Source organism: Herbidospora solisilvae, from assembly GCF_009901565.1.
Classification (GTDB): Bacteria; Actinomycetota; Actinomycetes; order Streptosporangiales; family Streptosporangiaceae; genus Herbidospora; species Herbidospora solisilvae.
This window is the reverse complement of the sequence record NZ_WXEW01000006.1, coordinates 233,259-258,304: the sequence shown is the minus strand read 5'-3', so window position 1 is coordinate 258,304 and position 25,046 is coordinate 233,259. Positions and strand designations below refer to the sequence as shown.

General features: G+C 71.3%; 21 protein-coding genes. 12 read left to right on the top strand and 9 right to left on the bottom strand.

The window, feature by feature from the left end:
• The first annotated feature begins 4 nt into the window (after nt 1-4).
• On the top strand, nt 5-2,185 hold the full coding sequence (treY, locus tag GT755_RS21250; protein WP_328794443.1) for a malto-oligosyltrehalose synthase: 2,181 nt from the start codon (nt 5-7) through the stop codon (nt 2,183-2,185).
• Nucleotides 2,186-2,188: 3 nt separating this feature from the next.
• On the top strand, nt 2,189-3,868 hold the full coding sequence (gene treZ / locus GT755_RS21245; protein WP_161481414.1) for a malto-oligosyltrehalose trehalohydrolase: 1,680 nt from the start codon (nt 2,189-2,191) through the stop codon (nt 3,866-3,868).
• Here the strand turns inward: treZ and GT755_RS21240 are convergent.
• The 4 genes from GT755_RS21240 to GT755_RS21225 form a co-directional block, all read right to left on the bottom strand.
• Entirely contained in the window at nt 3,855-5,648 is a 1,794-nt protein-coding gene (locus GT755_RS21240; RefSeq protein ID WP_161481413.1) for an alkyl/aryl-sulfatase, read from the bottom strand. The two genes, treZ and GT755_RS21240, sit on opposite strands and share 14 nt — an antisense overlap.
• Nucleotides 5,649-5,686: 38 nt before the next feature.
• Nucleotides 5,687-6,628, bottom strand: coding sequence for a YbgA family protein (locus tag GT755_RS21235; RefSeq protein ID WP_161481412.1), 942 nt, complete (start codon nt 6,626-6,628; stop codon nt 5,687-5,689).
• The gene (locus tag GT755_RS21230; protein WP_161481411.1) at nt 6,625-7,125 is read right to left on the bottom strand and encodes an RNA polymerase sigma factor; all 501 of its coding nucleotides are present in this window, start codon (nt 7,123-7,125) and stop codon (nt 6,625-6,627) included. The genes GT755_RS21235 and GT755_RS21230 overlap by 4 nt, the downstream gene beginning before the upstream one ends.
• An 85-nt stretch (nt 7,126-7,210) precedes the next feature.
• On the bottom strand, nt 7,211-8,140 hold the full coding sequence (locus GT755_RS21225) for a MerR family transcriptional regulator (protein ID WP_161481410.1): 930 nt from the start codon (nt 8,138-8,140) through the stop codon (nt 7,211-7,213).
• Between the two features lie 78 nt (nt 8,141-8,218).
• On the opposite strand from GT755_RS21225, the gene GT755_RS21220 reads away from it, so the two are divergent.
• The 4 genes from GT755_RS21220 to GT755_RS21205 all read left to right on the top strand — a co-directional run bounded on the left by GT755_RS21220 (nt 8,219) and on the right by GT755_RS21205 (nt 11,483).
• A complete protein-coding gene (locus GT755_RS21220; protein ID WP_161481409.1) occupies nt 8,219-9,478 on the top strand; it encodes a cryptochrome/photolyase family protein in 1,260 nt (419 codons plus the stop codon).
• A 71-nt stretch (nt 9,479-9,549) separates the two neighbouring features.
• On the top strand, nt 9,550-10,698 hold the full coding sequence (locus GT755_RS21215) for an inorganic phosphate transporter (RefSeq protein ID WP_161481408.1): 1,149 nt from the start codon (nt 9,550-9,552) through the stop codon (nt 10,696-10,698).
• Nucleotides 10,695-10,895: a glycoside hydrolase family 32 protein gene (locus tag GT755_RS21210; protein WP_161481407.1), complete on the top strand. Its 201-nt coding sequence runs from the start codon at nt 10,695-10,697 to the stop codon at nt 10,893-10,895. Before GT755_RS21215 ends, GT755_RS21210 begins: the two co-directional genes overlap by 4 nt.
• Before the next feature lie 48 nt (nt 10,896-10,943).
• On the top strand, nt 10,944-11,483 hold the full coding sequence (locus tag GT755_RS21205; RefSeq protein ID WP_161481406.1) for an MOSC domain-containing protein: 540 nt from the start codon (nt 10,944-10,946) through the stop codon (nt 11,481-11,483).
• A gap of 11 nt (nt 11,484-11,494) precedes the next feature.
• On the opposite strand, the gene GT755_RS21200 is transcribed toward GT755_RS21205, so the two are convergent.
• From GT755_RS21200 to GT755_RS21185, 4 genes are all read right to left on the bottom strand, one after another.
• The gene (locus GT755_RS21200; RefSeq protein ID WP_232327006.1) at nt 11,495-11,782 is read right to left on the bottom strand and encodes a hypothetical protein; all 288 of its coding nucleotides are present in this window, start codon (nt 11,780-11,782) and stop codon (nt 11,495-11,497) included.
• Between the two features lie 62 nt (nt 11,783-11,844).
• Nucleotides 11,845-12,522, bottom strand: coding sequence for a uracil-DNA glycosylase (locus GT755_RS21195; RefSeq protein ID WP_161481404.1), 678 nt, complete (start codon nt 12,520-12,522; stop codon nt 11,845-11,847).
• 11 nt (nt 12,523-12,533) lie between these two features.
• A complete protein-coding gene (gene treS / locus GT755_RS21190; RefSeq protein WP_161481403.1) occupies nt 12,534-14,240 on the bottom strand; it encodes a maltose alpha-D-glucosyltransferase in 1,707 nt (568 codons plus the stop codon).
• 154 nt (nt 14,241-14,394) lie between these two features.
• Complete coding sequence (locus tag GT755_RS21185) at nt 14,395-16,053, bottom strand: asparagine synthetase B family protein (RefSeq protein WP_161481402.1); 1,659 nt, start codon at nt 16,051-16,053, stop codon at nt 14,395-14,397.
• 144 nt (nt 16,054-16,197) lie between these two features.
• Here GT755_RS21185 and GT755_RS21180 point away from each other — a divergent pair, with 144 nt between their 5' ends.
• Nucleotides 16,198-18,237, top strand: coding sequence for a hypothetical protein (locus GT755_RS21180; protein ID WP_161481401.1), 2,040 nt, complete (start codon nt 16,198-16,200; stop codon nt 18,235-18,237).
• Here GT755_RS21180 and GT755_RS21175 read toward each other — a convergent pair.
• Nucleotides 18,187-19,017 carry a PP2C family protein-serine/threonine phosphatase gene (locus tag GT755_RS21175; RefSeq protein ID WP_161481400.1) on the bottom strand — a complete coding sequence of 277 codons (831 nt, stop codon included), beginning with the start codon at nt 19,015-19,017 and terminating at the stop codon, nt 18,187-18,189. The genes GT755_RS21180 and GT755_RS21175 overlap by 51 nt on opposite strands.
• A gap of 61 nt (nt 19,018-19,078) precedes the next feature.
• Between GT755_RS21175 and GT755_RS21170 the strand changes: the two genes are divergently transcribed.
• From GT755_RS21170 to GT755_RS21150, 5 genes are all read left to right on the top strand, one after another.
• Nucleotides 19,079-20,797 carry an HsdM family class I SAM-dependent methyltransferase gene (locus tag GT755_RS21170; protein ID WP_161481399.1) on the top strand — a complete coding sequence of 573 codons (1,719 nt, stop codon included), beginning with the start codon at nt 19,079-19,081 and terminating at the stop codon, nt 20,795-20,797.
• A gap of 9 nt (nt 20,798-20,806) precedes the next feature.
• A complete protein-coding gene (locus GT755_RS21165; RefSeq protein WP_161481398.1) occupies nt 20,807-21,694 on the top strand; it encodes a serine/threonine-protein kinase in 888 nt (295 codons plus the stop codon).
• Complete coding sequence (locus tag GT755_RS21160; RefSeq protein WP_161481397.1) at nt 21,691-22,179, top strand: hypothetical protein; 489 nt, start codon at nt 21,691-21,693, stop codon at nt 22,177-22,179. The genes GT755_RS21165 and GT755_RS21160 overlap by 4 nt, the downstream gene beginning before the upstream one ends.
• 111 nt (nt 22,180-22,290) lie before the next feature.
• Nucleotides 22,291-23,673 carry a diaminopimelate decarboxylase gene (gene lysA / locus GT755_RS21155; protein ID WP_161481396.1) on the top strand — a complete coding sequence of 461 codons (1,383 nt, stop codon included), beginning with the start codon at nt 22,291-22,293 and terminating at the stop codon, nt 23,671-23,673.
• Nucleotides 23,670-24,959, top strand: coding sequence for a homoserine dehydrogenase (locus GT755_RS21150; RefSeq protein WP_328794441.1), 1,290 nt, complete (start codon nt 23,670-23,672; stop codon nt 24,957-24,959). The genes lysA and GT755_RS21150 overlap by 4 nt, the downstream gene beginning before the upstream one ends.
• Nucleotides 24,960-25,046: the final 87 nt, after the last annotated feature.

Genomic DNA, 25,046 nt, shown 5'->3' with positions numbered 1-25,046 from the left:
AATCGTGACGTCGACCTACCGTGTCCAGCTCACGCCTGAATTCGGCTTCGGCGAGCTGTCCGAGCTGACCGGTTACCTGCGCCGTCTCGGCGTCGGCGGCCTCTACCTGTCGCCGACGCTCCAGGCGGTCGCCGGTTCGCAACACGGCTACGACGTCACCGACCACTCGCGCGTGCGCGCGGAGTTCGGCGGCGTCGACGGCCTGCGGAAGCTGGCCGGGCAGGGGTTGCGGATCGTCGCCGACATCGTGCCCAACCACATGACGGTGCCGGTGCCCGAGTCGGGCAACGCCCAGCTCTGGTCGGTGCTGCGGCTCGGGCCCGAGTCGCCGTACGCCGCCTGGTTCGACCTGACCTTCCCGGTGGCGCTGCCGGTGCTGGGCGACAACCCCGAGTTCACGGTCGACGGCGACGTGCTGCGTTACTGGGACCACGAGTTCCCGCTGCGGCCCGGCACCGAGGGGTTGCCGCTCGACGAACTGCTCGCGGCCCAGCACTACCGGCTCGTGCCGTGGACCGAACCGCCGGGGTACCGGCGGTTCTTCGACGTCTCGTCGCTGATCGGCCTCAGGGTCGAGGACAACGAGGTGTTCGAGGCCACCCACCGGGTCACCCTCGACCTGATCGACGAAGGGGTGATCGACGGGTTGCGGGTCGACCACCCCGACGGCCTGGCCGATCCGCGCGGCTACCTGCGGCGGCTCCGGGACTTCACCGACGTGCCGGTCTGGGTGGAGAAGATCGTCATCGGCCGCGAGCGGCTGCCCGCCGACTGGCCCTGCGAGGGCACCACCGGCTACGAGGCGCTCAACGCGATCACCCGGCTGTTCGTCGACCCGGCCGGCGCCGACAAGCTGATCACAACCTTCACCCAGCGCACCGGCGTCTCCGCCGACTACGACGCGGTCCGCTACGAGGCGAAGAAGCACGTGTTGTCGCTGTTCTTCAAGGGCGAGGTCGACCGTCTCGAAAGCGCCCTGGGCGAGCCGGGCCTGCACGACGCGCTCATCGAGATGCTGGCCGCGATGCCCGTCTACCGCGCCTACGTGAACCCCGGCGAACCCCCGTCGGCCGAGGCGGTCCGGATCATCGAGACGGCCGCCGCCGAGGCGGGCCGCCGCACCGACCCCGGCGCCGTCGCCAGGGTCGCCCACCAGGTCCTGTACGGCCCCGCCGAGGCCGTGACCCGCTTCCAGCAGACCTGCGGCCCGGTCATGGCGAAGGGCGTCGAGGACACCGCCCTCTACCGCTGGTTCCCGCTGGCCTGCCTCAACGAGGTCGGCGGCGAGCCCGACCACTTCGCGGTCACCCCGGAGGAGTTCCACGCCTTCTGCGCCGTGATGACCCCCACGACCATGACGACCCTCTCGACCCACGACACCAAGCGGTCGGAGGACGTGCGGGCCCGGCTGGCCGTGTTGTCGGAGCTGCCCGACGTGTGGGCCGACGCGGTCGAGTCGTGGAGCGGCCAGGTCAGGTTCGACCCGGCCCTCGACTACCTGGCCTGGCAGTCGCTGATGGCGGCCTGGCCGATCGACGTCGACAGGTTCACGAACTACCTGCTCAAGGCGGCCCGCGAGGCGAAGACCTCGATCTCGTGGATCAAGCCCGACCCGGTCTACGAGGCCGGGCTGCGCGACTTCTGCCGCAAGGCCGTCGAGGTCTGCGGCTTCTCGGTGGCCTCCTTCACCGCCGTGGTCGACCGCTACGCCCGCGCCAACTCGCTGGGCCAGAAGGTCGTGCAGCTGCTGATGCCGGGCGTGCCCGACCTCTACCAGGGCAACGAGACCACCGACTTCTCCCTCGTCGACCCCGACAACCGCAGGCCGGTCGACTACGGGTTCCGCCGCGCCCTGCTGGACGACCCCGACGACACCTGGGACGGGCAGAAACTCCAGACGGTGACCGCCTGCCTACGTGTGAGAAAACGGTTCACGGCGGATGAACCCTATGTTCCGATCGAGGCGGGGCGTAACGCCGTCGCCTTCGCGCGCGGTGACAAGGCGGTGGCCGTGGCGACGCGGCTGCCCGCCGCACTGGAGCGGCGTGGCGGGTTCGGCGGCGACACGATCATGTTGCCGCCCGGCCGATGGAGGTGCCTGCTGACCGGGGCCGAACACACCGGCCGGGTGCCCCTGGCCCACCTGCTCTCCCGTTTTCCCGTCGCCGTCCTGGAAGGCAGCTGAAACATGTTCGAGGTGTGGGCCCCCACGGCAGAACGGGTCGAGATCGAGAGCGACGGCGACCGCCGCGACCTGACGGCCGACGGCGAGTGGTGGCGCGGCCCCGACCTGCCCCACGGCACCGATTACACCCTGTACGTCGACGGCGAGGGCCCCTTCCCCGACCCGCGCACCCTCCGCCAGCCCTACGGCGTCGAAGGGCCGAGCCGGGCCTACGACCACGACCACTTCCTGTGGGGCGACCAGAACTGGCGCGGCCGCGACCTGCGCGGCTCGGTGATCTACGAGTTGCACATCGGCACGTTCACCCCCGCGGGCACCTTCGAGGCCGCCGTGGCCAAGCTCGACCACCTGATCGACCTGGGCGTCGACTTCATCGAGATCATGCCGGTGGCGCCCGTACCGGGGAAGCGGAACTGGGGCTACGACGGCGTCGACCTGTGGGCGGTGCGGGAGGACTACGGCGGCCCCGACGGGCTGAAGACCCTCGTCGACGCCTGCCACCGGAACGGCATCGGCGTCATCCTCGACGTCGTCTACAACCACCTGGGCCCGTCGGGGAACTACCTCGGCAGGTTCGGGCCCTATTTACACGACTACAAGGGCTCCTACTGGGGCGACGCGGTCAACCTCGACGGGCCGCGCTCCGACGAGGTGCGGCGCTACTTCATCGGCAACGCCCTCCAGTGGCTGCGCGACTACCACATCGACGGGTTGCGGCTCGACGCCGTGCACGCCCTGCACGACAAGCGCGCCGTCCACTTCCTGGAGGAGCTGGCCGTCGAGGTCGAGCTGCTGTCGGCCATCCAGGGCCGCCCGCTGACGCTGATCGCCGAGTCCGACCTCAACGACCCCGGGCTGATCACCCGCTACGGCCTGCACGCCACCTGGAACGACGACGTCCACCACGCCGTCCACGCCAACGTGACGGGGGAGACCCACGCCTACTACGCCGACTTCGGCGGCCCGGCCTCGCTGGCCAAGGTGCTGACCTCGGCCTACTTCCACGACGGGTCGTTCTCGTCGTTCCGCGGCCGGTCCCACGGCCGCCCGGCGACGGGGCTGCCCGGATGGCGGTTCGTGGTGTGCGCGCAGAACCACGACCAGATCGGCAACCGCCCGGCCGGCGACCGGATGACCGTCGACCAGCTGTGGGTGGCGTCGGGGCTCGTGCTGACCTCGCCCTTTACTCCGATGCTCTTCATGGGTGAGGAATGGGGCGCCTCGACGCCGTTCTATTTCTTCACCGACCATTTCGACCCGGCCCTTTCCTCGACCGAGGGAGAACGCAGGGAAAAGGAGTTCGTCGATTTCGGATACGACTGGAAGGCCCCCGATCCGCAGGACGAACTGACGTTCCGGCGGTCGAAACTCGACTGGGCCGAGAACACCGAAGAGGAACACGCCGCCCTGCTCGGCTGGTATCGCGACCTGATCGCGCTGCGCAAGTCCCACCCCGATCTGGCCGACCCCCGGTTCGAGCTGGTCAAGGTCGACTACGACGCCGACCGCCACTGGGTGGTGATCGAGCGCGGCTCGATCCGCGTCGCGGCCAACCTGGGGGAGACCTCGGTGCCGATCCGGGTGCCCGCGGGCCGGATCCTGCTGGCCTCCGACGAGGCGATCATCCTGACCGGCCAGGACCTCTACCTGCCGCCGCTGTCGCTGGCGATCATCCAGGTGTGACGATGGCGAACCCCGGGTCGGGGTCGTCGAGCAGGTTCAGCAGCCGGGTGAGCACGCCCAGGTCGCCTTCGTGGTCGCCCGGCTCCTGTCCGTTCAGCACCGCGAGGAACTCCGGTTTGGTCAGGCGCAGGCTGAGGTCGGCCGGGCCGCCGGGGCCGATGATCAGGGCGCCGTTCGACAACGTGGTGCGGCGCAGTTCCCCGGTGTCGGTGAGGTTCCAGTCGATCGACAGGCTCTCGTTCCACGCCTTCGGGCCGTTGACCCGGACCGCCACCGCGTCGAGGAGCTGGTCGAGGGTGAGCGCGGTCAGCACGTCGGGGGCGGCCGTGTCGGCGCCTGCGGGGAAGGTGCGGCGGGCGGTGAGCTCCAGGGCGGCGGTCAGGTAGAAGTTGCGCCAGACCCCGTTCTCGGCGCTCTGGCCCAGGCGGGTGTAGACCTCGGTCAGCCTCCGGCGGGCCTCGGCGTGGCCGGGGGAGGCGAAGACGGCGTGGTTGAGCAGGGTGGCGGCGAACCGCAGGTCGCCGTCCTGGATGTAGCGGGTGGCCATCGCGACGGTGGCCGAGGGGCCGCCGAGGCACTCGACGTAGCGTCGCGACTGCTCGACCGGCGGGTGTTCCCACAGGTGGGCGGGGTTGCCGTCGAACCAGCCGAGGTAGCGCTGGTAGATCGCCTTCACGTTGTGGCTGGCCGAGCCGTAGTAGCCGCGGGTGTTCCAGGCCGTCTCCAGGCCGGGCGGCAGCTCGATGCGCTCGGCGATCTCGGCCGCCGTGAGGCCCTGGTTGATCAGGCGCAGGGTCTGGTCGTGGAGGTAGGCGTACAGGTCCCTCTGGTCCTGGACGAACTTCGTGATCCGTTCCCGGCCCCAGGTCGGCCAGTGGTGGGAGGCGAAGGCGACCTCGGCGTGCGGGACGAACAGGTCGAGCACCTGGTTGAGGTAGCGCGACCACGACCGGGCGTCCCTGACCTGGGCGCCGCGGAGCGTGCCGAGGTTGTGCTGGGTGTGGGTGGCGTTCTCGGCCAGGCACAGGGCGTGCCTCTCGGGCAGCAGGAAGTTCATCTCCGCCGGGGCCTCGGTGCCGGGGGTGAGCTGGAAGACGATCCGGACCCCGTCGACCGTTTCGAGCTGGCCCGTCGTGGTGACGTCGACCGTCGGCGGGAGCAGGCTGACGGTGCCCTGCGAGGCGGTCAGGCCCAGGCCGCAGCCGATCTGGCCCTCGGGGGAGATCGGAAGGGCCAGGCCGTACATGTAGACGCCGCGGCGGACCATGGCGGTGCCGGCGTAGACGTTCTCGGCGACGGCGTGCTCCAGGAAGCCGGCCGGGGCGATGATCGGGATGCCGGCGCCGTCGGTGACGCCGCGCACGCCGCCGTAGTGGTCGGCGTGGGAGTGGGTGTAGATCACGCCGGTGACCGGCCGGGGCCCCCGGTACCCCCGGTAGAGGGCGAGGGCCGCCACGGCGCATTCGGTGGACAGCAGCGGGTCGACGACGATCACGCCGCGTTCGCCCTCGATCAGGGTCATGTTCGACAGGTCGAGGCCGCGGACCTGCCAGACGCCGTCGGTCACCTCGTACAGGCCCTGCCGGGCGCACAGGCGGCTCTGCCGCCACAGGCTCGGGTCGGCGGAGCCGGGGGTGTCGTGGTCGAGGAACCGGTAGGCGTCGGCGTTCCAGACGATCCGGCCGTCGGCCGACCTGATCAGGGCCGGATCGAGGCGGGCGGCGAAGCCCCGGTCGGCGTCGGCGAAGTCGGTCTGGTCGTGGAAGGGAAGGTCGGCCATGAAATCCGGCATTCCCTGACAAAAGTAACGCTAGTGGTTCAATTTGGTACGTGGTTGCGGAGCCTTAGATCCGCCGGGAACGGGGCGAAGAAGGTCTGGTCGCGCACGTAGTCGGCGGCCTCGCCCTTGGCGTGGTGCAGCAGCAGCGTCATCGGCACGGTGATCGCCACCTGGTGCTCCTGGTAGGCCGCGATGATTTCCCGCAGGTCGGCCCGCCGGGCGTCGTCGAGCGCGTGGCCGACCATGCCCAGGCAGTGGTGCAGGGCGTTGACGTTGCGGCCGATCGAGGCCTTGCGGGCCAGGGCGCCCTGGAAGGCGACCGTGTAGTCGCGCTCGAGTTCCTCCCTCGGGGCGCTGCCCGCCCGGGAGACCACCCGCCCGGCCGCCCGGTAGCCCTCGGGGTCGTGGGCGAGCAGCTGCATCTTGTGGCACGAGTGGAAGGCGACCAGGTCGCGCGGCCTCCAGTCCGACTCGAACAGGACACGCAGGCGGGCGTGCGCGAAGATCCGCTCGACGAACTGCTCGCGGAGCACGGCGTCGTTGAGGCGGCCCTCGTCCTCCACGGGCAGCAGCGGGTAGGCGTCGATGATGCGCTGGGCGAAGACGCCCCTGGTCCGGCGGACGGGGTGGTCGTCCTCGTACACGGGGATGCCGTGGATGCCGCACGAGGGGCTCTTCGACTTGAAGACGTAACCGTCGACCTCGAGGGTGGCGATCCGGCGGCCGGCGACCTCGCGCATGGTCGCGGTCAGGTCGACGCGGCTCTTGCGCAGCATCAGCCGCTCGCCCTCCTCCGGGCGCGACTCCAGGCGGAGCGTCTCGCGCGGGGTGCCCAGGCCCGCCTCGATCTCGGGGCAGAACGGCACCCAGTCGACGTGGTCGGCGAGCTCGCCGGCCAGGAAGCGGTCGCGGCTGTGCCCGCCGTTGAACCGGACCGGCTCCCCGATGAGACAACTCGACACGCCGACCCGGGGTCTCATGCGGCCTCGGTCAGCACATCGGTCAGCACGATGGAGAGCTTGTGCAGCGCCCGCGCGGTGCGGGCCTTGACGGTGCCCAGCGGCACGTCGAGGCGTTCGGCGATCTCGCGCTGGGTCAGGTCGCCGTAGTAGGCCAGCGTGATCGCCTCGCGCTGCACCTCGGGCAGGTGCCGCAGGGCGCGGCGCACCTGGTCGCGGTCGTCGAGCCGGCGGGCCGGGTCGGCGTGGTCACGCGGCTCGGGCACCCCGTCGAGCGGCACGGTCGCGGGGTGGCGGGCCCGCAGGTAGTCGATGGCCCGGTTGCGGGCGATGCCCAGCACCCAGCCTTCGAGGCTGCGGCTCGGGTCGTATCGCCGGCGCGACCGCCAGACCTCGCCGAACACGATCTGCAGCACGTCCTCGACGTCCTGCTGCGGGACGAAATGCCGCAGGTACCCGCGGACCAGCGGCGCGTGGCTCCGATAGCACTCCGTCACCGCGATCTCCTCGCCGTCCATGCGACCTCCCCGAGTTGAGAACCTACTCAAAACCTACTCACGGTCGGGCGCGAGGTGCAAGTGGTTCGACGGGAATATGCCCTGCTCAGCGCAGGACAGCGCAGATCGACGTGATGGCGTCGTCAAGAGATCGCAGGTGGACGACGCCCGCAGGGAGATCGCCCCACCCGGGCCCGCCCACGAAGACGGCGGCGGCGGGGCGCAGCCTGGGCAGCCCGGCCAGCGGCGCCGGGTCGCCGGTGCCGGCCTGGTGGGACCACAGGAACACCGCGGCAGGGGCGAGCCGCCGGATGGCGTCGGCGAGGGCGTCGTAGGGCATCCGGGCCCCCATGACCCGGCACTCCACGCGGTGCTCCACCGTCAGCGCGGCGGCCAGCGCGAACAGGGGCAGGCTGTGCTGCTCCTCCTCGGCGCAGGCCAGCAGGACCGGGCGCGGATGGACCGGCGCGGCGGGCCGCTCGACCAGCGGCGCGAGGGCGGCAAGCACCCGTTCGGAGAACAGGTGCTCCAGGTCGATCCCGGCGCCGGTGTCGTCCTGGCGGCGCGAGATCGCGGCGAAGACCGGGATGACGAGGTGGTCCCAGGTGTGCGCGACCCCCCGCTCACGCAGCCAGTTGTCGAGGGCGGCGGTGACGAACCAGGAGTCGAGGGACAGCGCGGCCCGCACGACCTGGGTGACGGAGTAGAGGGGCTCCTCCCACCCGGCGGGCGACCGGCTCTCGTCCGCGCGCGGAGCCTCGGCCGCCGGGCGTCTGGGCGCGGAGCCGGGCCGCAGGATCCTGAGGGCCACCTCCGCCGCCTCGGCCGCGGGTGCGCCGGCCCGCACCAGGCGGTGCATCTCCTCGATCCGGCGCACATCGAGCTCGGTGTAGCGCCGGTGGCCGCCTGCCGTGCGCAGGCTGGGACCCAGACCGTAGCGCTGGTCCCACGTGCGGAGGGTGGGGGCGGGCAGGCCGAAGCGCCGGGCCACCGCGCCTATGCCGTAGCTCGGGGCTGTCGGTTCCCGTTCCGGCACAGTCCCCTACCTCCTCACCCGTGCTTTCGCAGGGGGTCGACGATCGGATGCAACCGGTCACATGGCGTTCACGAAAGTATGGTCGTGCCGGAAGTCATCATTGTCCTCTTCAACCGCGATCTGCGGATCACCGATCATCCCGCGCTGCACCAGGCCTGCCAGGACGCGCGCCAGGTGGTCCCGCTGTTCGTGATCGACCCGGCCATCCCCCCGCGCGGCCGCGCCGGCTTCCTCGCCGAGTGCCTCGAAGACCTGCGCCGGTCCCTGCGCGAGCGGGGCGCCGACCTCATGGTCCGGCGCGGTGACGTGGTCGAGGAGACGATGAAGGTGGCGGCGGCGACCGGCGCCACCGCGATCTACGCCAGCGGCGACGTCACCGCCCGCGCCAGGAAGAGGGAGGGCCGGTTCGCGCGGGAGAACATCGGCTTCCAGACCTTCCCCGGCATCACGATCGTCCCGCCCGCCCAGCTCAGGCCCGCCACGGGCGACCACTACCGGGTCTTCACGCCCTTCTACCGCGCCTGGTCGGAGATCCGCTGGCGGCCGCTCGTGGAGACCCCAGAAACGATCTCCATGCCCGAGGTGCGGCCCGGCGACATCCCCCCGCCCCGCCGCAGGCCCCACCTGCCCGGCGGCGAACGCGAGGTGCGCCGCCGCCTCGACCTCTGGCTCCGCCACTGCCTGCGCGACTACGCCGACGGCCACGACGACCTGGCCGGCGACCACACCTCCCGGCTCAGCCCCTACCTGCGGTTCGGCTGCGTCTCCCCGCTGGAGCTGGCCACCCGGTCGGGGGCCTCGGAGGAGTTCGTCCGGCAGCTCTGCTGGCGCGACTTCTACGCCCAGGTGACCTTCGCCTTCCCGCGGATCAACCGCGACGACTACCGGCCCGGCCGGGGCGAGTGGCGCCACGACAAGGAGGTCGAGGACGCCTGGCGCGAGGGCATGACCGGCGTGCCCGTCGTCGACGCCGGGATGCGCCAGCTCATCGCCGAAGGGTGGATGCACAACCGGGCCCGCCTGATCGTCGCCTCGTTCCTGACCAAGACGCTGCGCATCGACTGGCGCGTGGGGGCCGACCACTTCGAGGAGCTGCTGCTCGACGGAGACGTCGCCAACAACTACGGCAACTGGCAGTGGGTGGCCGGCACCGGCAACGACACCCGGCCCTACCGGATGCTCAGCCCGGTCCGCCAGGCCAAGAAGTTCGACAAGGACGGCGAGTACATCCGCCGCTACGTGCCCGAGCTGGAGAACGTCCCGACGGCCACCTTGCACGAGCCCTGGCGGGCGCCCTCGCCGATCCTCGGCTACCCCTCACCCATCTGGCGAGGTTGACCCCAAATAAATATCGGGCATTGACCTGTTTCAAGGCATAGAACGGGCGTCGCACCCTAATCTCGGTGAATATGAACGGTGACCTGGTTCTCCTGATCGTGGTCGTCATCACGGCACTCTCGTTCGACTTCACCAACGGCTTCCACGACACGGCGAACGCGATGGCCACCTCGATCGCCACGGGAGCGCTGAAACCCAAGGTCGCGGTCGCGTTGTCCGCGGTGCTGAACTTCGTCGGCGCCTTCCTGTCGCTGAAGGTGGCGGCCACGATCGCCAACGGCATCGTCGACAGCGGGGCGATCACCCTCACGGTCGTCTTCGCCGGACTGGTCGGCGGCCTCGCCTGGAACCTGATCACCTGGTACTACGGCATTCCGTCGAGCTCCTCACACGCCCTGATCGGCGGCGTGGTCGGCGCCACCTTGCTCGCGTCGGGCATCAAGGCCGTCAAGGGAGAGGGCCTGATGTCCCATGTCATCATCCCGGCCGTGCTCGCGCCGGTCGCCGCCATCGCGGTCGCCACCGTCGGCACCTTCCTCGTGTACGTCCTGACCAGGCAGGTCGCCGAGAAGACCCGCACCAAGGGCTTCAAGATCGGCCAGATCGGCTCGGCCTCCCTGGTGTCGCTCGCCCACGGCACCAACGACGCCCAGAAGACGATGGGCATCATCACCCTCGCCCTGATCGCCAACGGCACCATCACCCAGCACGCCGGCACCCCGTTCTGGGTGGTCGTGTGCAGCGCCACCGCCATCGCCGCCGGCACCTACATCGGCGGCTGGCGGGTCATCCGCACCCTCGGCAAGGGCCTGACCGAGATCGAGACCCCGCAGGGCTTCGCGGCCGAGACCTCGTCGGCGACGGTCATCCTGACCTCCACCCACTTCGGCTTTCCCCTCTCCACCACCCAGGTGTGCACCGGCTCGGTGATCGGCGCCGGCCTCGGCAAGCGGCTCGCCCAGGTCCGCTGGAGCGTCGCGGCCCGCATGGGCCTCGCCTGGCTGATCACCCTCCCGGCGGCGGCCCTGGTCGGGGCGGTCGCTTTCGGCGCGGCCCACCTCATCGGCGGCGCCCTCGGCGTGATCGTGGTCTTCACGGCGGCCGTGGTCTTCGCCGCCCTGCTCTACCTGGCCTCCAGGAAGACGGCCGTCAACGCCGGGAACGTCAACGACGAATGGGTCGGCAGTGGCACGCCCACCCAGGTGGGGACACCGGTATGAGCTGGATCGACACAGACGCCCTGTGGCGGGTCATGGTGGCCTCCCTCGTCGGCGGCGTCGGCATCGCCGCCCTGTTCTCGGTCGGCCTGATCGGCCTGTCCTCGGGCCGGACGGTGGGCCGCGTCGCGGGCGGCGTCTGCTTCGTGCTCGTGATCGCCGGCGTCCTGCTGGGCGTGTACGTCATGCTCGACAAGTAGCGGAATGGGACAATCGTCCCGTAACGGCCGTCCAGGGAAGGATGTCGGGTGGGCTTCATCGAAGCGGTCAGCAGATCGGCGCAGTACACCTTCAGCAAGCCCAACGAGGGCGTCATCCGGCTGATCGCCGGGCTCGGCGTCGAAGGCGACGCCCACTACGGCGAGACGGTGCGCCACCGCAGCCGGATGGCCCGCACCCCCGGCGCCCCCAACCTGCGCCAGGTCCACCTCATCCACGCCGAACTCTTCGAGGAGCTCGCGGAGCGGGGCTTCACCGTGGCGCCCGGCCAGATCGGCGAGAACGTCACCACACGGGGCGTCGACCTGCTCGGCCTGCCCGCGGGCACCCTGCTGCGCCTCGGCCCGGAGGCGGTCGTCGAGGTGACGGGCCTGCGCAACCCGTGCGCCCAGATCGACGGGTTCCAGCAGGGCCTCATGAAGGAGGTGCTCGGCCGCGACGCCGACGGCGAGGTCGTGCGCAAGGCCGGGATCATGGGCGTCGTCGTGACGGGCGGCGAGATCCGCCCGGGAGACGAGATCAGGGTGACCCTGCCCGACGGGCCCCACCGGAAGCTGGAGCCCGTCTGACAGGTGGCGGCTCACACGTGGTCGTGGTCGTGCTCTTCGTCTTCTTCGTCGTCGAGGGCGCCGTCTGACGGCTCGACACCCAGCATCGCCTCACGCGGCTCGACCTCGTCGATGTGCTCGACGAGACTGAGCACGTGGTCGGGCTCGATCAGCCACTGCAGGGCGGCGGCGCCCGTCTCGTCCGCGTTCACCAGGTCGATCTGCTCCTGGCGCTCGGACTCCTCGAGGTCGGACTCCGGGCTGCGGATCTCCTTCAGCGCGGCGGCCTGAAGGGCGCCGACATCGGTGACTTCAACCACGAGATCCACCGTGAGACGGAGATAGCGTGCGGTATCCGTAACATCGCTCATGGTCGCAGATCCTAGGGGAGTTTCCAGTCGACAGGCGTCGCGCCCTGCCGTTCCAGCATCTCGTTGGCCTTGCTGAACGGCTTGGAGCCGAAGAAGCCGCTCCGGGCCGACAGCGGGCTCGGGTGGGCCGACTCGATGCACGGGACCTGGCCCAGCATGGGGCGCAGGTTCCGGGCGTCGCGGCCCCACAGGATCGCCACCAGCGGGCCGCCGCGCTCGACGAGCGCCTTGATGGCCTGTTCGGTGACCTCCTCCCAGCCCTTGCCCCGGTGGGAGGCCGGCTTGCCCGGCATCACCGTCAGGACGCGGTTGAGGAGCAGGACCCCGTTCTCGGTCCACGGGGTCAGGTCGCCGTTGGAGGGCTTGGGCAGACCCAGGTCCTCCATCAGCTCGGTGTAGATGTTGCGGAGGCTTCCGGGGATCGGCCGGACGTCGGCGGCCACCGAGAAGCTCAGCCCGATGGGGTGCCCGGGGGTCGGATAGGGGTCCTGGCCCATGATGAGCACCCGCACGTCGGCGAAGGGCTGCTTGAAGGCCCGCAGGACGTTCTCGCCCGCGGGAAGGTACTGCCTGCCTTCCGCGATCTCATTGCGGAGGAAGTCGCCCATCTCGGCGATCTTGTCCGCGACCGGTTCGAGGGCCTTCGCCCAACCGGGTTCCACCAACTCGTTTAAGGGACGGCCTGCCATGCCGCGAAAGCCTAGTCCTCCCGCTCGGTGAGCGAGAACCAGAAGAAGCCGTGGGAGGGCAGCGTCAGCAGGTAGGGCAGATCGCCGATCACCGGGAACGGCACGCCGCCCCGGCACTCGACGGGGGTCATGCCCATGAAGCGGCGCAGGTCGAGTTCGACCGGCTGCGGGTGGCGGGACATGTTGTTGACGCACAGCACCCGGTCGTCGCCGTCCTCGCGGAGGAAGGCGAGGATGGCGGGGTTGTGCGACCACAACTCGATGTAGTCGCCGGTGCCGAAGACGGGGTGCTCGCGGCGGATCTGGAGCATCCGGCGGGTGAAGTGGAGCAGCGAGCTGGGGTTCTTGAGCTGGGCCTCGACGTTGACGGCCTGGTAGCCGTAGATCGGGTCCATGACCGTCGGCAGGTAGAGGCGGCCGGGGTCGGCCTTGGAGAAGCCGGCGTTGCGGTCGGGGCTCCACTGCATGGGGGTGCGGACGGCGTCGCGGTCCTCCAGCCAGATGTTGTCGCCCATGCCGATCTCGTCGCCGTAGTACATGACCGGGGAGCCCGGCATCGACAGCAGCAGCGCGGTGAACAGCTCGATCTGGTCGCGGTCGTTCTCCAGCAGGGGGGCGAGGCGGCGCCGGATGCCGAGGTAGGCGCGCATGCGCGGGTCCTTGGCGTATTCGGCGTGCATGTAGTCGCGCTCCTCCTCGGTGACGGTCTCGAGGGTGAGCTCGTCGTGGTTGCGGAGGAAGATGCCCCACTGGCCGGTCTCGGGCAGCTTGGGGGTGCGCGACATGATCTCGGAGATCGGCTCGCGGGACTCGCGCCGCACGGCCATGAAGATGCGCGGCATGAGGGGGAAGTGGAAGGCCATGTGGCACTCGTCGCCGCCGACCGACGGGTCGCCGAAGTACTCGACGACGTCCTCGGGCCAGCCGTTGGCCTCGGCCAGGAGCACCCGGTCGGGGTAGAGGCGGTCGACCTCGGCGCGGACCCGCTTGAGGTAGGCGTGGGTCTCGGGCAGGCCGGAGCACTGGGTGCCCTCGCGCTCGAACAGGTAGGGCACCGCGTCGAGCCGGAAGCCGTCGACGCCGAGGTCCAGCCAGAAGCGCAGGACCTCCAGCATGGCCTCCTGGACGGCCGGGTTGTCGTAGTTGAGGTCGGGCTGGTGGTGGAAGAAGCGGTGCCAGTAGTACTGGCCGCGGACCGGGTCGTAGGTCCAGTTCGACTCTTCGGCGCCGACGAAGATGATCGGCACGCCCTCGTACGTCGTGGGGTCGTCGGTCCAGACGTAGAAGTCGCCGTAGGGGCCCGTGGGGTCGTGGCGGGAGGCCTGGAACCAGGGGTGGCGGTCGCTGGTGTGGTTCATCACCAGGTCGGTGATGACGCGCAGGCCGCGCTCGTGGGCCGCCTCGATCAGGTTCACGAAGTCGGACAGGTCGCCGAACTCCGGGAGGATCTTGAGGTAGTCGCTGATGTCGTAGCCGCCGTCGCGGAGCGGGGACTCGTACAGGGGAAGGAGCCACAGGCAGTCGACGCCGAGCCACTGGAGGTAGTCGAGCTTGCCGGCCAGGCCGCGCAGGTCGCCGGTGCCGTCGCCGTTGGAATCGTGGAAGCCGCGGACGAGGATCTCGTAGAAGACGGCCTTCTTGTACCAGGCGGGGTCCTGGACCTCGTATTCCTCAATGGGCTCTGACACGGGTTCAGGGCAGGGCGCAGCCGCAGTCATCAGACCTCGCTCCACGGGGAAAGAAATTTGGGTATGTCCGCAGCTCAGCGCGGCCTTCCGGAGAAGGTACCACCCGGTAGCCCCTGACAAAGAACGGTTACGTAGCCCTTACTGCGGGCTTTCCGTCGGTTGTCAGACGACTACTCCGCGTGGTCTAACGGGCGCTCCACGGAGGCGTGAGATCGCCCAGGACCTCGTCGTAGTCGGTGAGCCAGGCTCCGAAGAGCACCAGCCCGCGCAGCCAGAACCGCGAGTTCCACGACCCGAACGCGGCCAGCGCGTCGGGCCCGGCCTCGACCACGTCGGCCATCTGGGGCGACAGCAGTCCCGGGACGCGGGCCACCCGGCGGAGCATCGTGTGGTTCCACTCGCGCGCCCAGACCGAGGCCGAGCGCAGCGGCACGCGGCGGTGCGGCAGGCCGCCGTTGGTCGACGGCAGCGAGGCCACGCGGGGGTTGGCCGCCCACAGGATCTCCCGGTAGAACTTCCCGCCCTCCTTGCGGCCGACCGGCACCGACAGGGCGGCGTCGAAGAAGCCGGGGTGCAGGAACGGGAAGACCGGGGTGGCCTCGGGGCCGACGAGGTTGACGGGGGAGCGGGCGATGCCCCGGGCGGTGCGGGTGTGCAGCACGCTCAGGGCCAGTTCGCTCCGGTGGCCGTTCAGCATCGAGACGGCCTGCGCGAAGGTGGTCTCGACGACGTCGTCCATCCAGGCCAGCGCGCCCTCGCCGAGCACCGGGATGTGGGCGTCGCCGGTGGTCATCGACTTGAGCAGCGCCTGGCGGCGTTCCAGCGGGGTGGTGGCCGCCGCGGCGGCCGACATCAGGAAGTTCTTCATCAGGGGGCCGCCGGCCAGGCCGTCGACCACGGGACGGCCGCCCTCGTGGACCTCGCGGGCGAACGGCGAGTACCAGGCGTGGTGGCTGGTCAGGAACTCCAGCCTGCGGGCGGCCCACAGGGCCTCGGCCGGGAAGTCGGCCGCGTTCTGGTCGATGACCCGGTGGGGGATGCCGAGCTCGCGGGTGACCGCGACCGCGAAGTCGATGTCGTTGTCGAGGCCGTCGTCGGGGCTGGTCGTCCACGAGACGACGTCCTTGCCCTGCGCCACGGCCACGCTCGCGAGCAGCCGGGAGTCGTAGCCGCCGCTGACGGGCACCAGCACCTTCTCGTACGGCTTCAGCGACTCGTGCAGCAGGCTGACGATGTCGTGGGCGGTCACCCCGTGGTCGAACGGCTCCTCGCGCACCCAGCGGGGGGCCCGCTTGTCGACCGACAACCGCCGCCGGTCGCGCGACCACGACAACGCGGTCGCCCCCGGGAGGCGCCTGACCTCGGCGTAGGGGGTGTCTTCGAGCAGCGGGTACGTCAGCTTGAGGATCGCCGCCCAGGCGTTCCAGTTCACCACGTAGGGCTTGCGCGCGAGGGCGAGCAGCGGCTCGATCAGGCCCGAGAAGTAGACCGCGTCGCCGTCGGTCAGGTAGTAGACGTCGATCAGCCCGAACGCGCCGGTGTGCAGGGTGACCGACGACGGCTCGTCGATGAAGCCGGGGGCCTCGTAGTGCTCGGCCACGTGGAGCCAGTCGCCGCCCGCGATCGGGGTGCGGTCGCCCCACGAGAAGGCGGCCATGGTGGGCGAGGAGTCGTACATGGTGAGCGGGCCCGACGACAACACGGCGGCGTCACGGGTGACGTAGGCGGTCTCCACGGTGGGTCCCGACCGGGCCAGCAGGTCGAGCCGCTCCTGGGAGAACGGCCCGAAGGCGCCACAGACGTACGGCCTGGCCCGGAACGACGGCCACTCTCCCTTGCGCACCTCAGGTCCCTCCCCGATCGGTGGTTTCCGACGAGTTTACGGACGTCAGATGGACTCTTGGTGCCTTAATGACGGTTTCCATGCAGGTAGACCATGATCTGAGATTATGGTGACTGTCGCCGTTACCTGGAGGAGTGGGCGTTTATGAGTGAGCTGGAGAGCCTGCGGCGGGCGCTGGCACAGGCGGTCGAGAAGGCCGAGGGCGCCGCCGAGCTGGCCCGTCTGCTCGCCGACTACCAGGCCCGGCTGGACGAGGCCGCCCGCACCGAGGCCGAGGCTCTCACCCGGGCCCGCGACGCAGAGGCGGCCCGCAAGGCGGTCGAGAAGCAGGCCGACCGCCAGATCACCCAGCTCGCCAAGCAACTGGCCGAGCAGAAGTACCAGACGGCCGTGGCCGAGTGGAAACTGGCCAAGCTCCAGGGCAACCGCTGGATCAAGATAGGGGAGGCGGTCCAGGCCAAGAAGCCCGGTTCGGTCGCCCGCGCGGTGCGGGCCTCCTCCCCGAACGCGGGCAAGGCCCCCAAGCGCACCGACTTCCCGGTCGAGAAGCCCGCGGTCCAGCCCCCGGCCGCCGAGACCAAGGCCCCGCCGGTCGAGCCCGACCCCCGCGCGCCCCTGTTCTCCACCCCGCTCACCGAGTACTTCGCCGTGCCGAAGGGGCCGCTGACCCGGCCCTACATGACGGTCGCGGCGATCGTCGACCGCCGGACCGAGGCCCTGCTCCGGTACGAATGGCGCCAGGTCACCAACTTCGGCCCGGAGAACTGGGCGACGATGCTCGACACCTACCGGCCCTCGATGTTGTTCGTCGAGTCGCTGCACGCCGGGCCGCGCCAGGGCAACGGCGGGCGCTGGCTCGACTCGATGGCCGGGAAGGACCGGGCGCTGCGCGACCTGGTGGAGGCGTGCAAGAAACGCGGGATCAAGACCGTCTTCTGGCACTCGGGCGGCTCGCTCGGCAAGGCCGTGCCGGTCGCCGAGCTGTTCGACCTGGTGCTCGCCACCACCGAGCAGCGGGCCCGCGAGTGGCGGGCGGCGCTGCGGCACGACCGCGTGCTGGTGCTGCCGCACAGCGTGCAGCCCCGGGTGCACAACACCTTCCGCGCCGAGGGCGGCCGGACCGGCGGCGTCGCCACGCTCGGCACCGCCGAGGGCGGCGACCCGCTGCCCGCCCAGGGCGACGACAAGACCAGCTACGACGACTTCCTGACCGCCGTGCGCAAGGTCGAGGTGGTCGTGGCCGGGCCCGACGCGAGCGACCGCGAGATCGCCGAGATCGAGGCCTGCGGCACCCCGGTCGTCGCCACCGGCGCCGCCGAACTCGCCGCCGACCCGCAGGAGCGCGACCGCCGCGCCCACCTGGCCTGGCGGGCCACCGTCCCGGTCACCGCCCGGCTGGAGCCGGTGTTCTCCGCCGTCGGGCTGCCCGACGTGCGCAACACCCAGGTGGTGACGGCGCTGGTGGCCGTACGCGACCAGATGGAGCTCGACCAGGCGGTGACGCAGATCGTCGGCCAGCGCCGGCGGCCCGACCAGCTCGTCGTGGTGGCCGAGGGCGTCGACGCGGGGGTGGTCGAGAAGACGGCCCGGCAGGCGATGAAGCGAGACGCGGACGGCCGAAGGCCGGCCGTGGCTCGCGCCGGGAATCTGCCTCAAGAACAGGCCCGGGAGGAGGGCTACAACAAGGGCGTGCTGCCCGAGCTGGTGGTCCGGTCGACGCCGATGTCGACCCGGGGGGCGGCGCTGGCCCACGCGCTGCTGCTGGCCGACGGCGACTACGTGGCCGTCATCGACCCGCGCGACCTCTACGGCGAGCACTACCTGGCCGACTCGCTGCGCCGGTTCGCCGAGGTCGAGACCGAGATCGTCGGCAAGGCCGCGTTCTACGCCCACGCGGCCGGGGCGACCCTGCTGCGCCAGCCCGACGCCGAATTCCGCTTCCTGCCCGAACTCGGCGGCGGCACGATCGTGTCCCGCCGGTCGGTGCTGGTGGACCTGGGCATCGCCGACCTCAGCGAGGAGTGGGACGAGACGCTGATGCGGCAGTGCCGCTCCGGCGGGATCCGGGTCTACTCGGGCGACCGCTTCTCCTACGTGTGCGTGCGCGCCCGCGCGGAGGGCCGCCTGTTCGGCTCAGCTCGTCTGGAGGGGTACGTCCCCGCCGGCCCCCTCGCCCTGATCTAGCCGCGCGTCTTGATCGGCGGACGCCGACCCGACCATGATGGGATGTCCGTCGCCGCTCCAGCCCGCCACGACGTCGGCCACGACACAGGTGATGTTGTCGGGGCCGCCGCCCCGGTTGGCCAGGTCGACGAGGGTCGTGACCAGTTGCTCGAGGTCGGCGACGGAGGTGAGCAGCTCGTGCAGCGTCTCGGGCGAGACCACGCCCGCCAGGCCGTCGGAGCACAGCAGGTAGCGGTCGCCCGCGAAGGCGGCCCGGCGCGACACGTCGGGGCTCACGTTGCCGGTGCTCTCCAGCGCCCGCATCAGCATCGACCGGCGCGGGTGCTCGGCCGCCTGCTCGGGGGTCATCCGGCCGTCGTCGACGAGCGACTGCACGAGCGTGTGGTCGTGGGTGATCTGGTAGAGCACGCCGTCGCGCAGCATGTAGCCGCGCGAGTCGCCCACGTGGGCCAGCGCGAAGCCGCTGCCGTCGAACAACATCGCGGTCAGCGTGGTGCCCATGCCGTTGAGCGCGGGGTTGGCGTCGGCCATGCCCTTCAGGGTCTGCGCCGCCTGCTGGATGGCGCCTTCGAGCGCGACCACGGGGTCGCCGTCCAGGTGGGCGCCGGACAGCACGCGGATCGCGGTCGCGCTGGCCACCTGGCCGTAGTTGTGGCCGCCCATGCCGTCGGCGACGACGAGCAGGCGAGGGCTGGCGTAGGCAGCGTCCTCGTTCTCCGGGCGGCGCCGGCCGACGTCGGAGCGGGCGGCGTACCGGAGGCCCAGCGTGCTGTGGTTCATGTCCACAGTAAAACATTGGTTGAAGCACTTCACAAGTGGACGCTTCGTGTAGAGTAACCACGTGACTTACGTGAACGCCGGTGACATCGCCCGCCTCGCCGACGTCGGCCGGGCCGCGGTGTCCAACTGGCGTCGCCGTCACGACGACTTCCCCCAGCCGGTCGGCGGTACCGCCGCCAGCCCGCTGTTCTCGCTGACCGAGGTCGAGAACTGGCTGCGCCGCAACGGCAAGCCGTTCTCCTTGTCGGCCGCCGACCTGGCCTGGCAGCGTCTCCGGGCCAGCGGCGATGACCTGAGGCTAGGGGAGCTGGTGGCGGCCGCGGGCGATTTCCTCGAAGGGCGTCCGTCGGCGTTGCCCCGCGAGGTCACCCAGCTCGTCGCCGGGCTGGCCGAGGAGCGCGGGCGGCTGGAGGCCTTCGAGTTCCTCTGCGAGCGCTACGTCGAGGCCCACTCGCGCCAGCTGGCGGTCACCCCGCCCGACCTGGCCGACCTGATGGTGCGCCTGTCGGGCGGCGGGGTGCTGCTCGACCCCGCCTGCGGCCTCGGCACGCTGCTGCTCACCGCCAAGGCCGCGCGCGGCCAGGACGTCTCCGGCTCCGCCGCCCGCATCACGGCCACCCGGCTGCGGATGCGGGGCATCGCGGCGACCGTCCACACCGGCGACTCGCTGCGTGCCGACCGGCTGCCGGGCGGCGCCGACGCGGTCGTCTGCGACCCGCCCTTCAACGAGCGGACCTGGGGCTACGAGGAGCTCACCGCCGACCCGCGCTGGGAGTTCGGCCTGCCGCCGCGCGGCGAACCCGAGCTGGCCTGGGTGCAGCACTGCCTGTCCCGGGTGCGTCCCGGCGGCACGGTGACCGTCCTGATGCCCCCGGCCGCCGCCGCGCGCCGTCCGGGCCGCCGCATCCGGTCGAACCTGCTCAGAGCCGGCGCGTTGCGGGCCGTGATCGCGGCCGGGACCAGCGACGTCTGGCTGCTGCGCCGCCCCGAGCCCGGCGAGCGCGCGCCGTCGCGGGTGCTGCTCTTCGACGCCGCGGGCGACCTCGGCTCGGTCGAACCGGCCTGGCGCGAGTTCCAGCGCACCGGCAGGGGCGGCACGAGCGTGCTCGACCTGCTCGACGACGAGGTCGACGTCAGCCCGCTGCGCTTCGGCGCCACCGCCGGGCCGCCCGACTACGCGGGCGCCCGCGCCCGCTTCACCGCCGCCGTCGACGGCCTGACCGGCGCCCTGCCCGCGCTCGCGCCGGTCGACCCGCCCCGCGAGCCGCCCATGACGACCATCGCCGAGCTGGCCAGGGGCGGTTCGCTGGCCATCCACCACTCCTCGGCCCGCCTGGGTGCGGGCGACCAGCCCGTGCTGACGGCCGACGACCTGGCCGGCGGCGGCCCGCCCACCGGCTGGGCCGAGCCCGGCCCCGGCCTGGTCATGATCGAGCCCGGTGACGTGGTCGCCACCCCGACCGGCCTGGTCCGGGTCGTCCACGAACCCGGCTGGGCCCTCGGCCCCCAGCTCACCCTCTACCGCGTCGACCCCGCGCGCCTCGACGCCGACTTCCTGGCCGGCTTCCTGCGCGCCGGTTCGAGCCTGTCCCGCGGCGCCAGCCGCCTCGACGCCCGCCGCACCAAGGTCCCCCGGCTGCCCCTGGCCGAACAGCGCGAATACGGCGCCTCCTTCCGCCGCCTCGCCGACCTCGACACCGCCCTCCACGAGGCGGGGAAACGCGGCCAGGAACTCATCCGCCTCGCTTTGGACGGTCTGGCGGCCGGACATCTGCAATAAAGTTGCCGCATGGTCATCGGTGACCGCTATGAACTGGACGACCTCCCGCTCGGCCAGGGCGGGATGGGCGCCGTCTACGGCGGCCACGACAGACATCTCGACCGCAAGGTGGCGGTCAAGTTCCTCCGTCCCCCCGGCGGGCCCGACCGGGAGCTGGAACGCCGGTTCATCCGCGAGGCCCGCATCCTGGCCCGGCTCGACCACCCCGGCGCGCCCGTCCTCTACGACTTCGGCACCCACGAGCAGCGGCTCTTCCAGGTGATGCAGTTCATCGAGGGCGTCACCGTGGCCGACGTGGTCAGCGAGCACGGGCCGCTGCCCGTCCCGTGGGCCGCCGCCATCGCCGCCCAGGCCTGCGCCGTCCTGTCGGCCGCCCACGCGCTCTCGATCTGCCACCGCGACCTCAAGCCGACCAACCTGATGCTCTGCCCCGACGGCACCGTCAAGGTGCTCGACTTCGGCCTCGCCATCCTGCGGGAGGCCGACGCCGGGCAGTTCACCCGGACCGGCCAGATCCTCGGCACGCCCGCCTACATGGCCCCCGAGCAGATCAAACGCGGCGTGGCCGACCCCCGCAGCGACCTCTACGCCCTCGGCTGCGTGCTGCACGAGATGCTCACCGGCCGCCAGCTCTTCACCGGCCCGACCGACTACGCCGTCTACGAACGCCAGGTCAAGGAGCGCCCGCCGAGGGTCCGCGACATCCCGGCCGGGCTGGCCGACCTGGTCGGGGCGCTGCTGGAGAAGTCGCCCGACCAGCGCCCGCCGACCGCCGACGCGCTCTACACCGACCTCCAGCGCTACGCCGTCGACCTGCCGGCCCTGCCGGGCTTCCTGACGGCCGCGGTGGCGCCGACCCGGATGTACGCCCGCGTGGTCGGCCGGATCCCCGGATGATCCCGGTCGGCGACTGGGCCAGTGAGGCCACCTATCTCGTCCGGGGCGAGCTGGTCGTCGGGGAGTATCCCTGGGACCAGATCGCCAAGGTTCCGGAAAATCTGGCCGCCGAGACCTGGCCCGACTTCCCCCGCACCTGGGCCAACCCCGGCTTCGTGGTCCGCTACGCGTTCGCCCGCGCCCGCTGGGCCCGCCGGTGGGCCGGCACCGCCGACCCCGAGTGGGAGTCGCTGCCCGCCGAGTGGAGGGCCGTGGTGCGGCTGCTCGCGGAACTGCCCAGTCGGAGGCGGAGCCGTAAAGGAAAGTGGAAGACCTTCGCCGAGCACCTCGCCGCGCGTTATCACGACGCGTTCGAGGCCGCGAACCCCCTGCCAAGGGGGGACGCGGCGTTCACGGGCGCGTCGGCGGCGCGGGTGGCGACCGGCGACGCGGTCGCCGCCGTGCTCGCGGCGATCAGCGCGGAGCGGCTGCCGGAAAGGATTTAAGAGATCTTCCGGGCATGATGCCGTCAGACGACCGAATTTCCACTTTTCGTCACGTCTCGCTACGTGAGCACCTGTCTCGGGAGACACCTCAAGTCGGATAGCCTGCTTCGGGTGAGTCGATTCGCCCATCCCGCCGGTGACCGGCATGCCGAGGTGCTCCCGGAGGACCGGCCTCCCCACGCGCCCGCCGACCTGAACTCCATCGACCCGGTCATCTGGCCGCGAACGTCCGAGCGGATTGCGGGATCGCTCACGATCGGCGGGCTCGACGTCCGTGACCTGGCGAAAGAGTTCGGAACGCCGCTCTACGTCCTCGACGAGCACGACTTCCGGGCCCGCGCCGTCGACTTCCGGCAGGCCTTCCACGACGGCGAGGTCCACTACGCCGGCAAGGCGTTCCTGTGCCGCGAGGTCGCCCGGTGGATCATGCAGGAGGGCCTCGGCCTCGACGTGTGCAGCGCCGGTGAGCTCGCCGTCGCGCTGAGCGTCGGCTTCCCGCCCGACCGCATCACCATGCACGGCAACAACAAGTCGATCGCCGAGCTCGAGAAGGCCGTCACGGTCGGGGTCGGCCACGTCGTCGTCGACTCCTTCGAGGAGATCGCCCGCCTCGGCTACCTGGCCGAGAAGCACGGCGCGCGGCCCAAGGTCCTGATCCGCGTCACGGTCGGCGTCGAGGCGCACACCCACGAGTTCATCGCCACCGCCCACGACGACCAGAAGTTCGGCCTGTCGCTGAGCAGCGGCGCCGCCGCCGAGGCGGCCCGCCGCATCCTCGCGATGCCGTCGCTGGAGCTCGTCGGCCTCCACAGCCACATCGGCTCCCAGATCACCGACACCGCCGGGTTCGAGGTCGCCGCCCGGCGGCTGGCCACCCTGCTGGTGCAGATCCGCGACGAGCACGGCGTCGAGCTGCCCGAGCTCGATCTCGGCGGCGGCTACGGCATCCCCTACGTCGACGGCGACGAGTCGCCCGACATGAAGGTCATCGCCGACGCGCTGCGCGAGATCGTTTCGACCGTCTGCCGGGGCAAGGGCCTGCCGGTCCCGCGCCTCACCGTCGAGCCGGGCCGCTCGATCGTCGGCACCGCCGGGGTCACCCTCTACGAGGTCGGCACGGTCAAGGACGTCGAAGGCCTGCGCACCTACGTCTCGGTCGACGGCGGCATGAGCGACAACGTCCGCACCGCCCTCTACGGCGCCGACTACACCGCCCGCCTGGCCTCCCGCGAGAGCACCGCCCAGCCGATGTTGTCGCGCCTGGTCGGCAAGCACTGCGAGAGCGGCGACATCGTGGTCCGCGACCTCTACCTCCCCGCCGACCTGGTGCCCGGCGACCTGATCGCGGTGGCCGGCACCGGCGCCTACTGCCGGTCGCTGGCCAGCAACTACAACTACCTGCCCAAGCCCGCGGTCGTCGCGGTCGCCGGCGGCAAGGCACGAGTCATCGTGGCGCGCGAGACCGAAGAAGACTTGCTCAGGGGGCAGCTGTGAGTAAACCCGTCAAAGTGGCGCTGCTCGGCTGCGGCGTCGTCGGCTCCCAGGTCGCCCGCCTGCTCCAGGAGCAGGCCGACGACCTGGCCGCCCGGGTGGGCGCCCCGCTGGAGCTGGCCGGGGTGGCCGTCCGGAAGATGAGCCGCAAGCGCGACGTCGACCTCGACCCCGAGCTGCTCACCACCGACGCCCACGCCCTGGTCACCCGCCCCGACGTCGACGTCGTCGTCGAGGTGATCGGCGGCATCGAGCCCGCCCGCGGCCTGATCCTGGCCGCCATGGCCGAGGGCAAGTCGATCGTCTCGGCCAACAAGGCCCTGCTGGCCGAAGACGGCGCGACCCTCCACGCCGCCAACCAGGCCGACCTCTACTTCGAGGCCGCCGTGGCCGGGGCGATCCCGCTGATCCGCCCGCTGCGCGAGTCGCTGGCCGGCGACCGGGTCCACCGGGTGCTCGGCATCGTCAACGGCACGACCAACTACATCCTCGACAAGATGGACTCCACCGGCGCCTCGTTCACCGACGCGCTGGAGGAGGCCCAGTCGCTCGGCTACGCCGAGGCCGACCCGACCGCCGACATCGAGGGCTTCGACGCCGCCGCCAAGGCCGCCATCCTGGCCGGGATCGCCTTCCACAGCCGGGTCACCGCCGCCGACGTCCACCGCGAGGGCATCACCGGGGTCTCCGCCTCCGACGTCGCCTCGGCCAAGGCCATGGGCTACGTCATCAAGCTGCTGGCCATCTGCGCCCGCTCCGACGACGGCCGGTCGATCGGCGTTCGGGTGCATCCGGCGATGATCCCGCGCACCCACCCGCTGGCCGGGGTGCGCGAGGCCTACAACGCCGTGTTCGTCGAGGCCGAGTCGGCGGGCCGCCTCATGTTCTACGGCGCCGGCGCGGGCGGCGCGCCGACCGCCTCCGCCGTGCTGGGCGACATCGTCGCGGTCGCGCGCAACCGCATCGCCGGCACCCGCGGCCCGTCCGAGTCCGTCTACGCCGACCTGGCGGTCCACCCCATGGGCGAGACGGTGACGCGCTACCACGTGTCGCTCGACGTGGCCGACAAGCCGGGCGTGCTCGCGACCGTGGCCGAGATGTTCTCCCGCCACGACGTGTCGATCCAGACCGTCCGCCAGGAGGGCCGGGGCGACGACGCCCAGCTCGTCCTGGTCACCCACCGGGCCTCCGACGCGGCGCTGTCGGCGACGGTCGAGGGCCTGCGCGAGCTCGACATCGTCCGCGCGGTGGCGAGTGTCATGCGCGTCGAAGGCGACGAAGCGCCCTGACCTTCGGGTCGCCGGTGTGACGGCGGCGTTCGGACCCGAGCGCCGCCGACCACGGGGCGACCTCCAGCGGCGAGCAGGCCCCGACCC

Coding starts and splice junctions, on each gene's coding strand:
- treZ (WP_161481414.1), top strand. CDS start 2,189: ATGTTCGAGGTGTGGGCCCCCACGGCAGAACGGGTCGAGATCGAGAGC.
- GT755_RS21215 (WP_161481408.1), top strand. CDS start 9,550: ATGAACGGTGACCTGGTTCTCCTGATCGTGGTCGTCATCACGGCACTC.
- GT755_RS21175 (WP_161481400.1), bottom strand. CDS start 19,017: ATGAACCACAGCACGCTGGGCCTCCGGTACGCCGCCCGCTCCGACGTC.
- GT755_RS21220 (WP_161481409.1), top strand. CDS start 8,219: ATGGTCGTGCCGGAAGTCATCATTGTCCTCTTCAACCGCGATCTGCGG.
- GT755_RS21160 (WP_161481397.1), top strand. CDS start 21,691: ATGATCCCGGTCGGCGACTGGGCCAGTGAGGCCACCTATCTCGTCCGG.
- GT755_RS21180 (WP_161481401.1), top strand. CDS start 16,198: ATGAGTGAGCTGGAGAGCCTGCGGCGGGCGCTGGCACAGGCGGTCGAG.
- GT755_RS21165 (WP_161481398.1), top strand. CDS start 20,807: ATGGTCATCGGTGACCGCTATGAACTGGACGACCTCCCGCTCGGCCAG.
- GT755_RS21210 (WP_161481407.1), top strand. CDS start 10,695: ATGAGCTGGATCGACACAGACGCCCTGTGGCGGGTCATGGTGGCCTCC.
- treS (WP_161481403.1), bottom strand. CDS start 14,240: ATGACTGCGGCTGCGCCCTGCCCTGAACCCGTGTCAGAGCCCATTGAG.
- GT755_RS21235 (WP_161481412.1), bottom strand. CDS start 6,628: ATGAGACCCCGGGTCGGCGTGTCGAGTTGTCTCATCGGGGAGCCGGTC.
- GT755_RS21230 (WP_161481411.1), bottom strand. CDS start 7,125: ATGGACGGCGAGGAGATCGCGGTGACGGAGTGCTATCGGAGCCACGCG.
- GT755_RS21195 (WP_161481404.1), bottom strand. CDS start 12,522: ATGGCAGGCCGTCCCTTAAACGAGTTGGTGGAACCCGGTTGGGCGAAG.
- GT755_RS21240 (WP_161481413.1), bottom strand. CDS start 5,648: ATGGCCGACCTTCCCTTCCACGACCAGACCGACTTCGCCGACGCCGAC.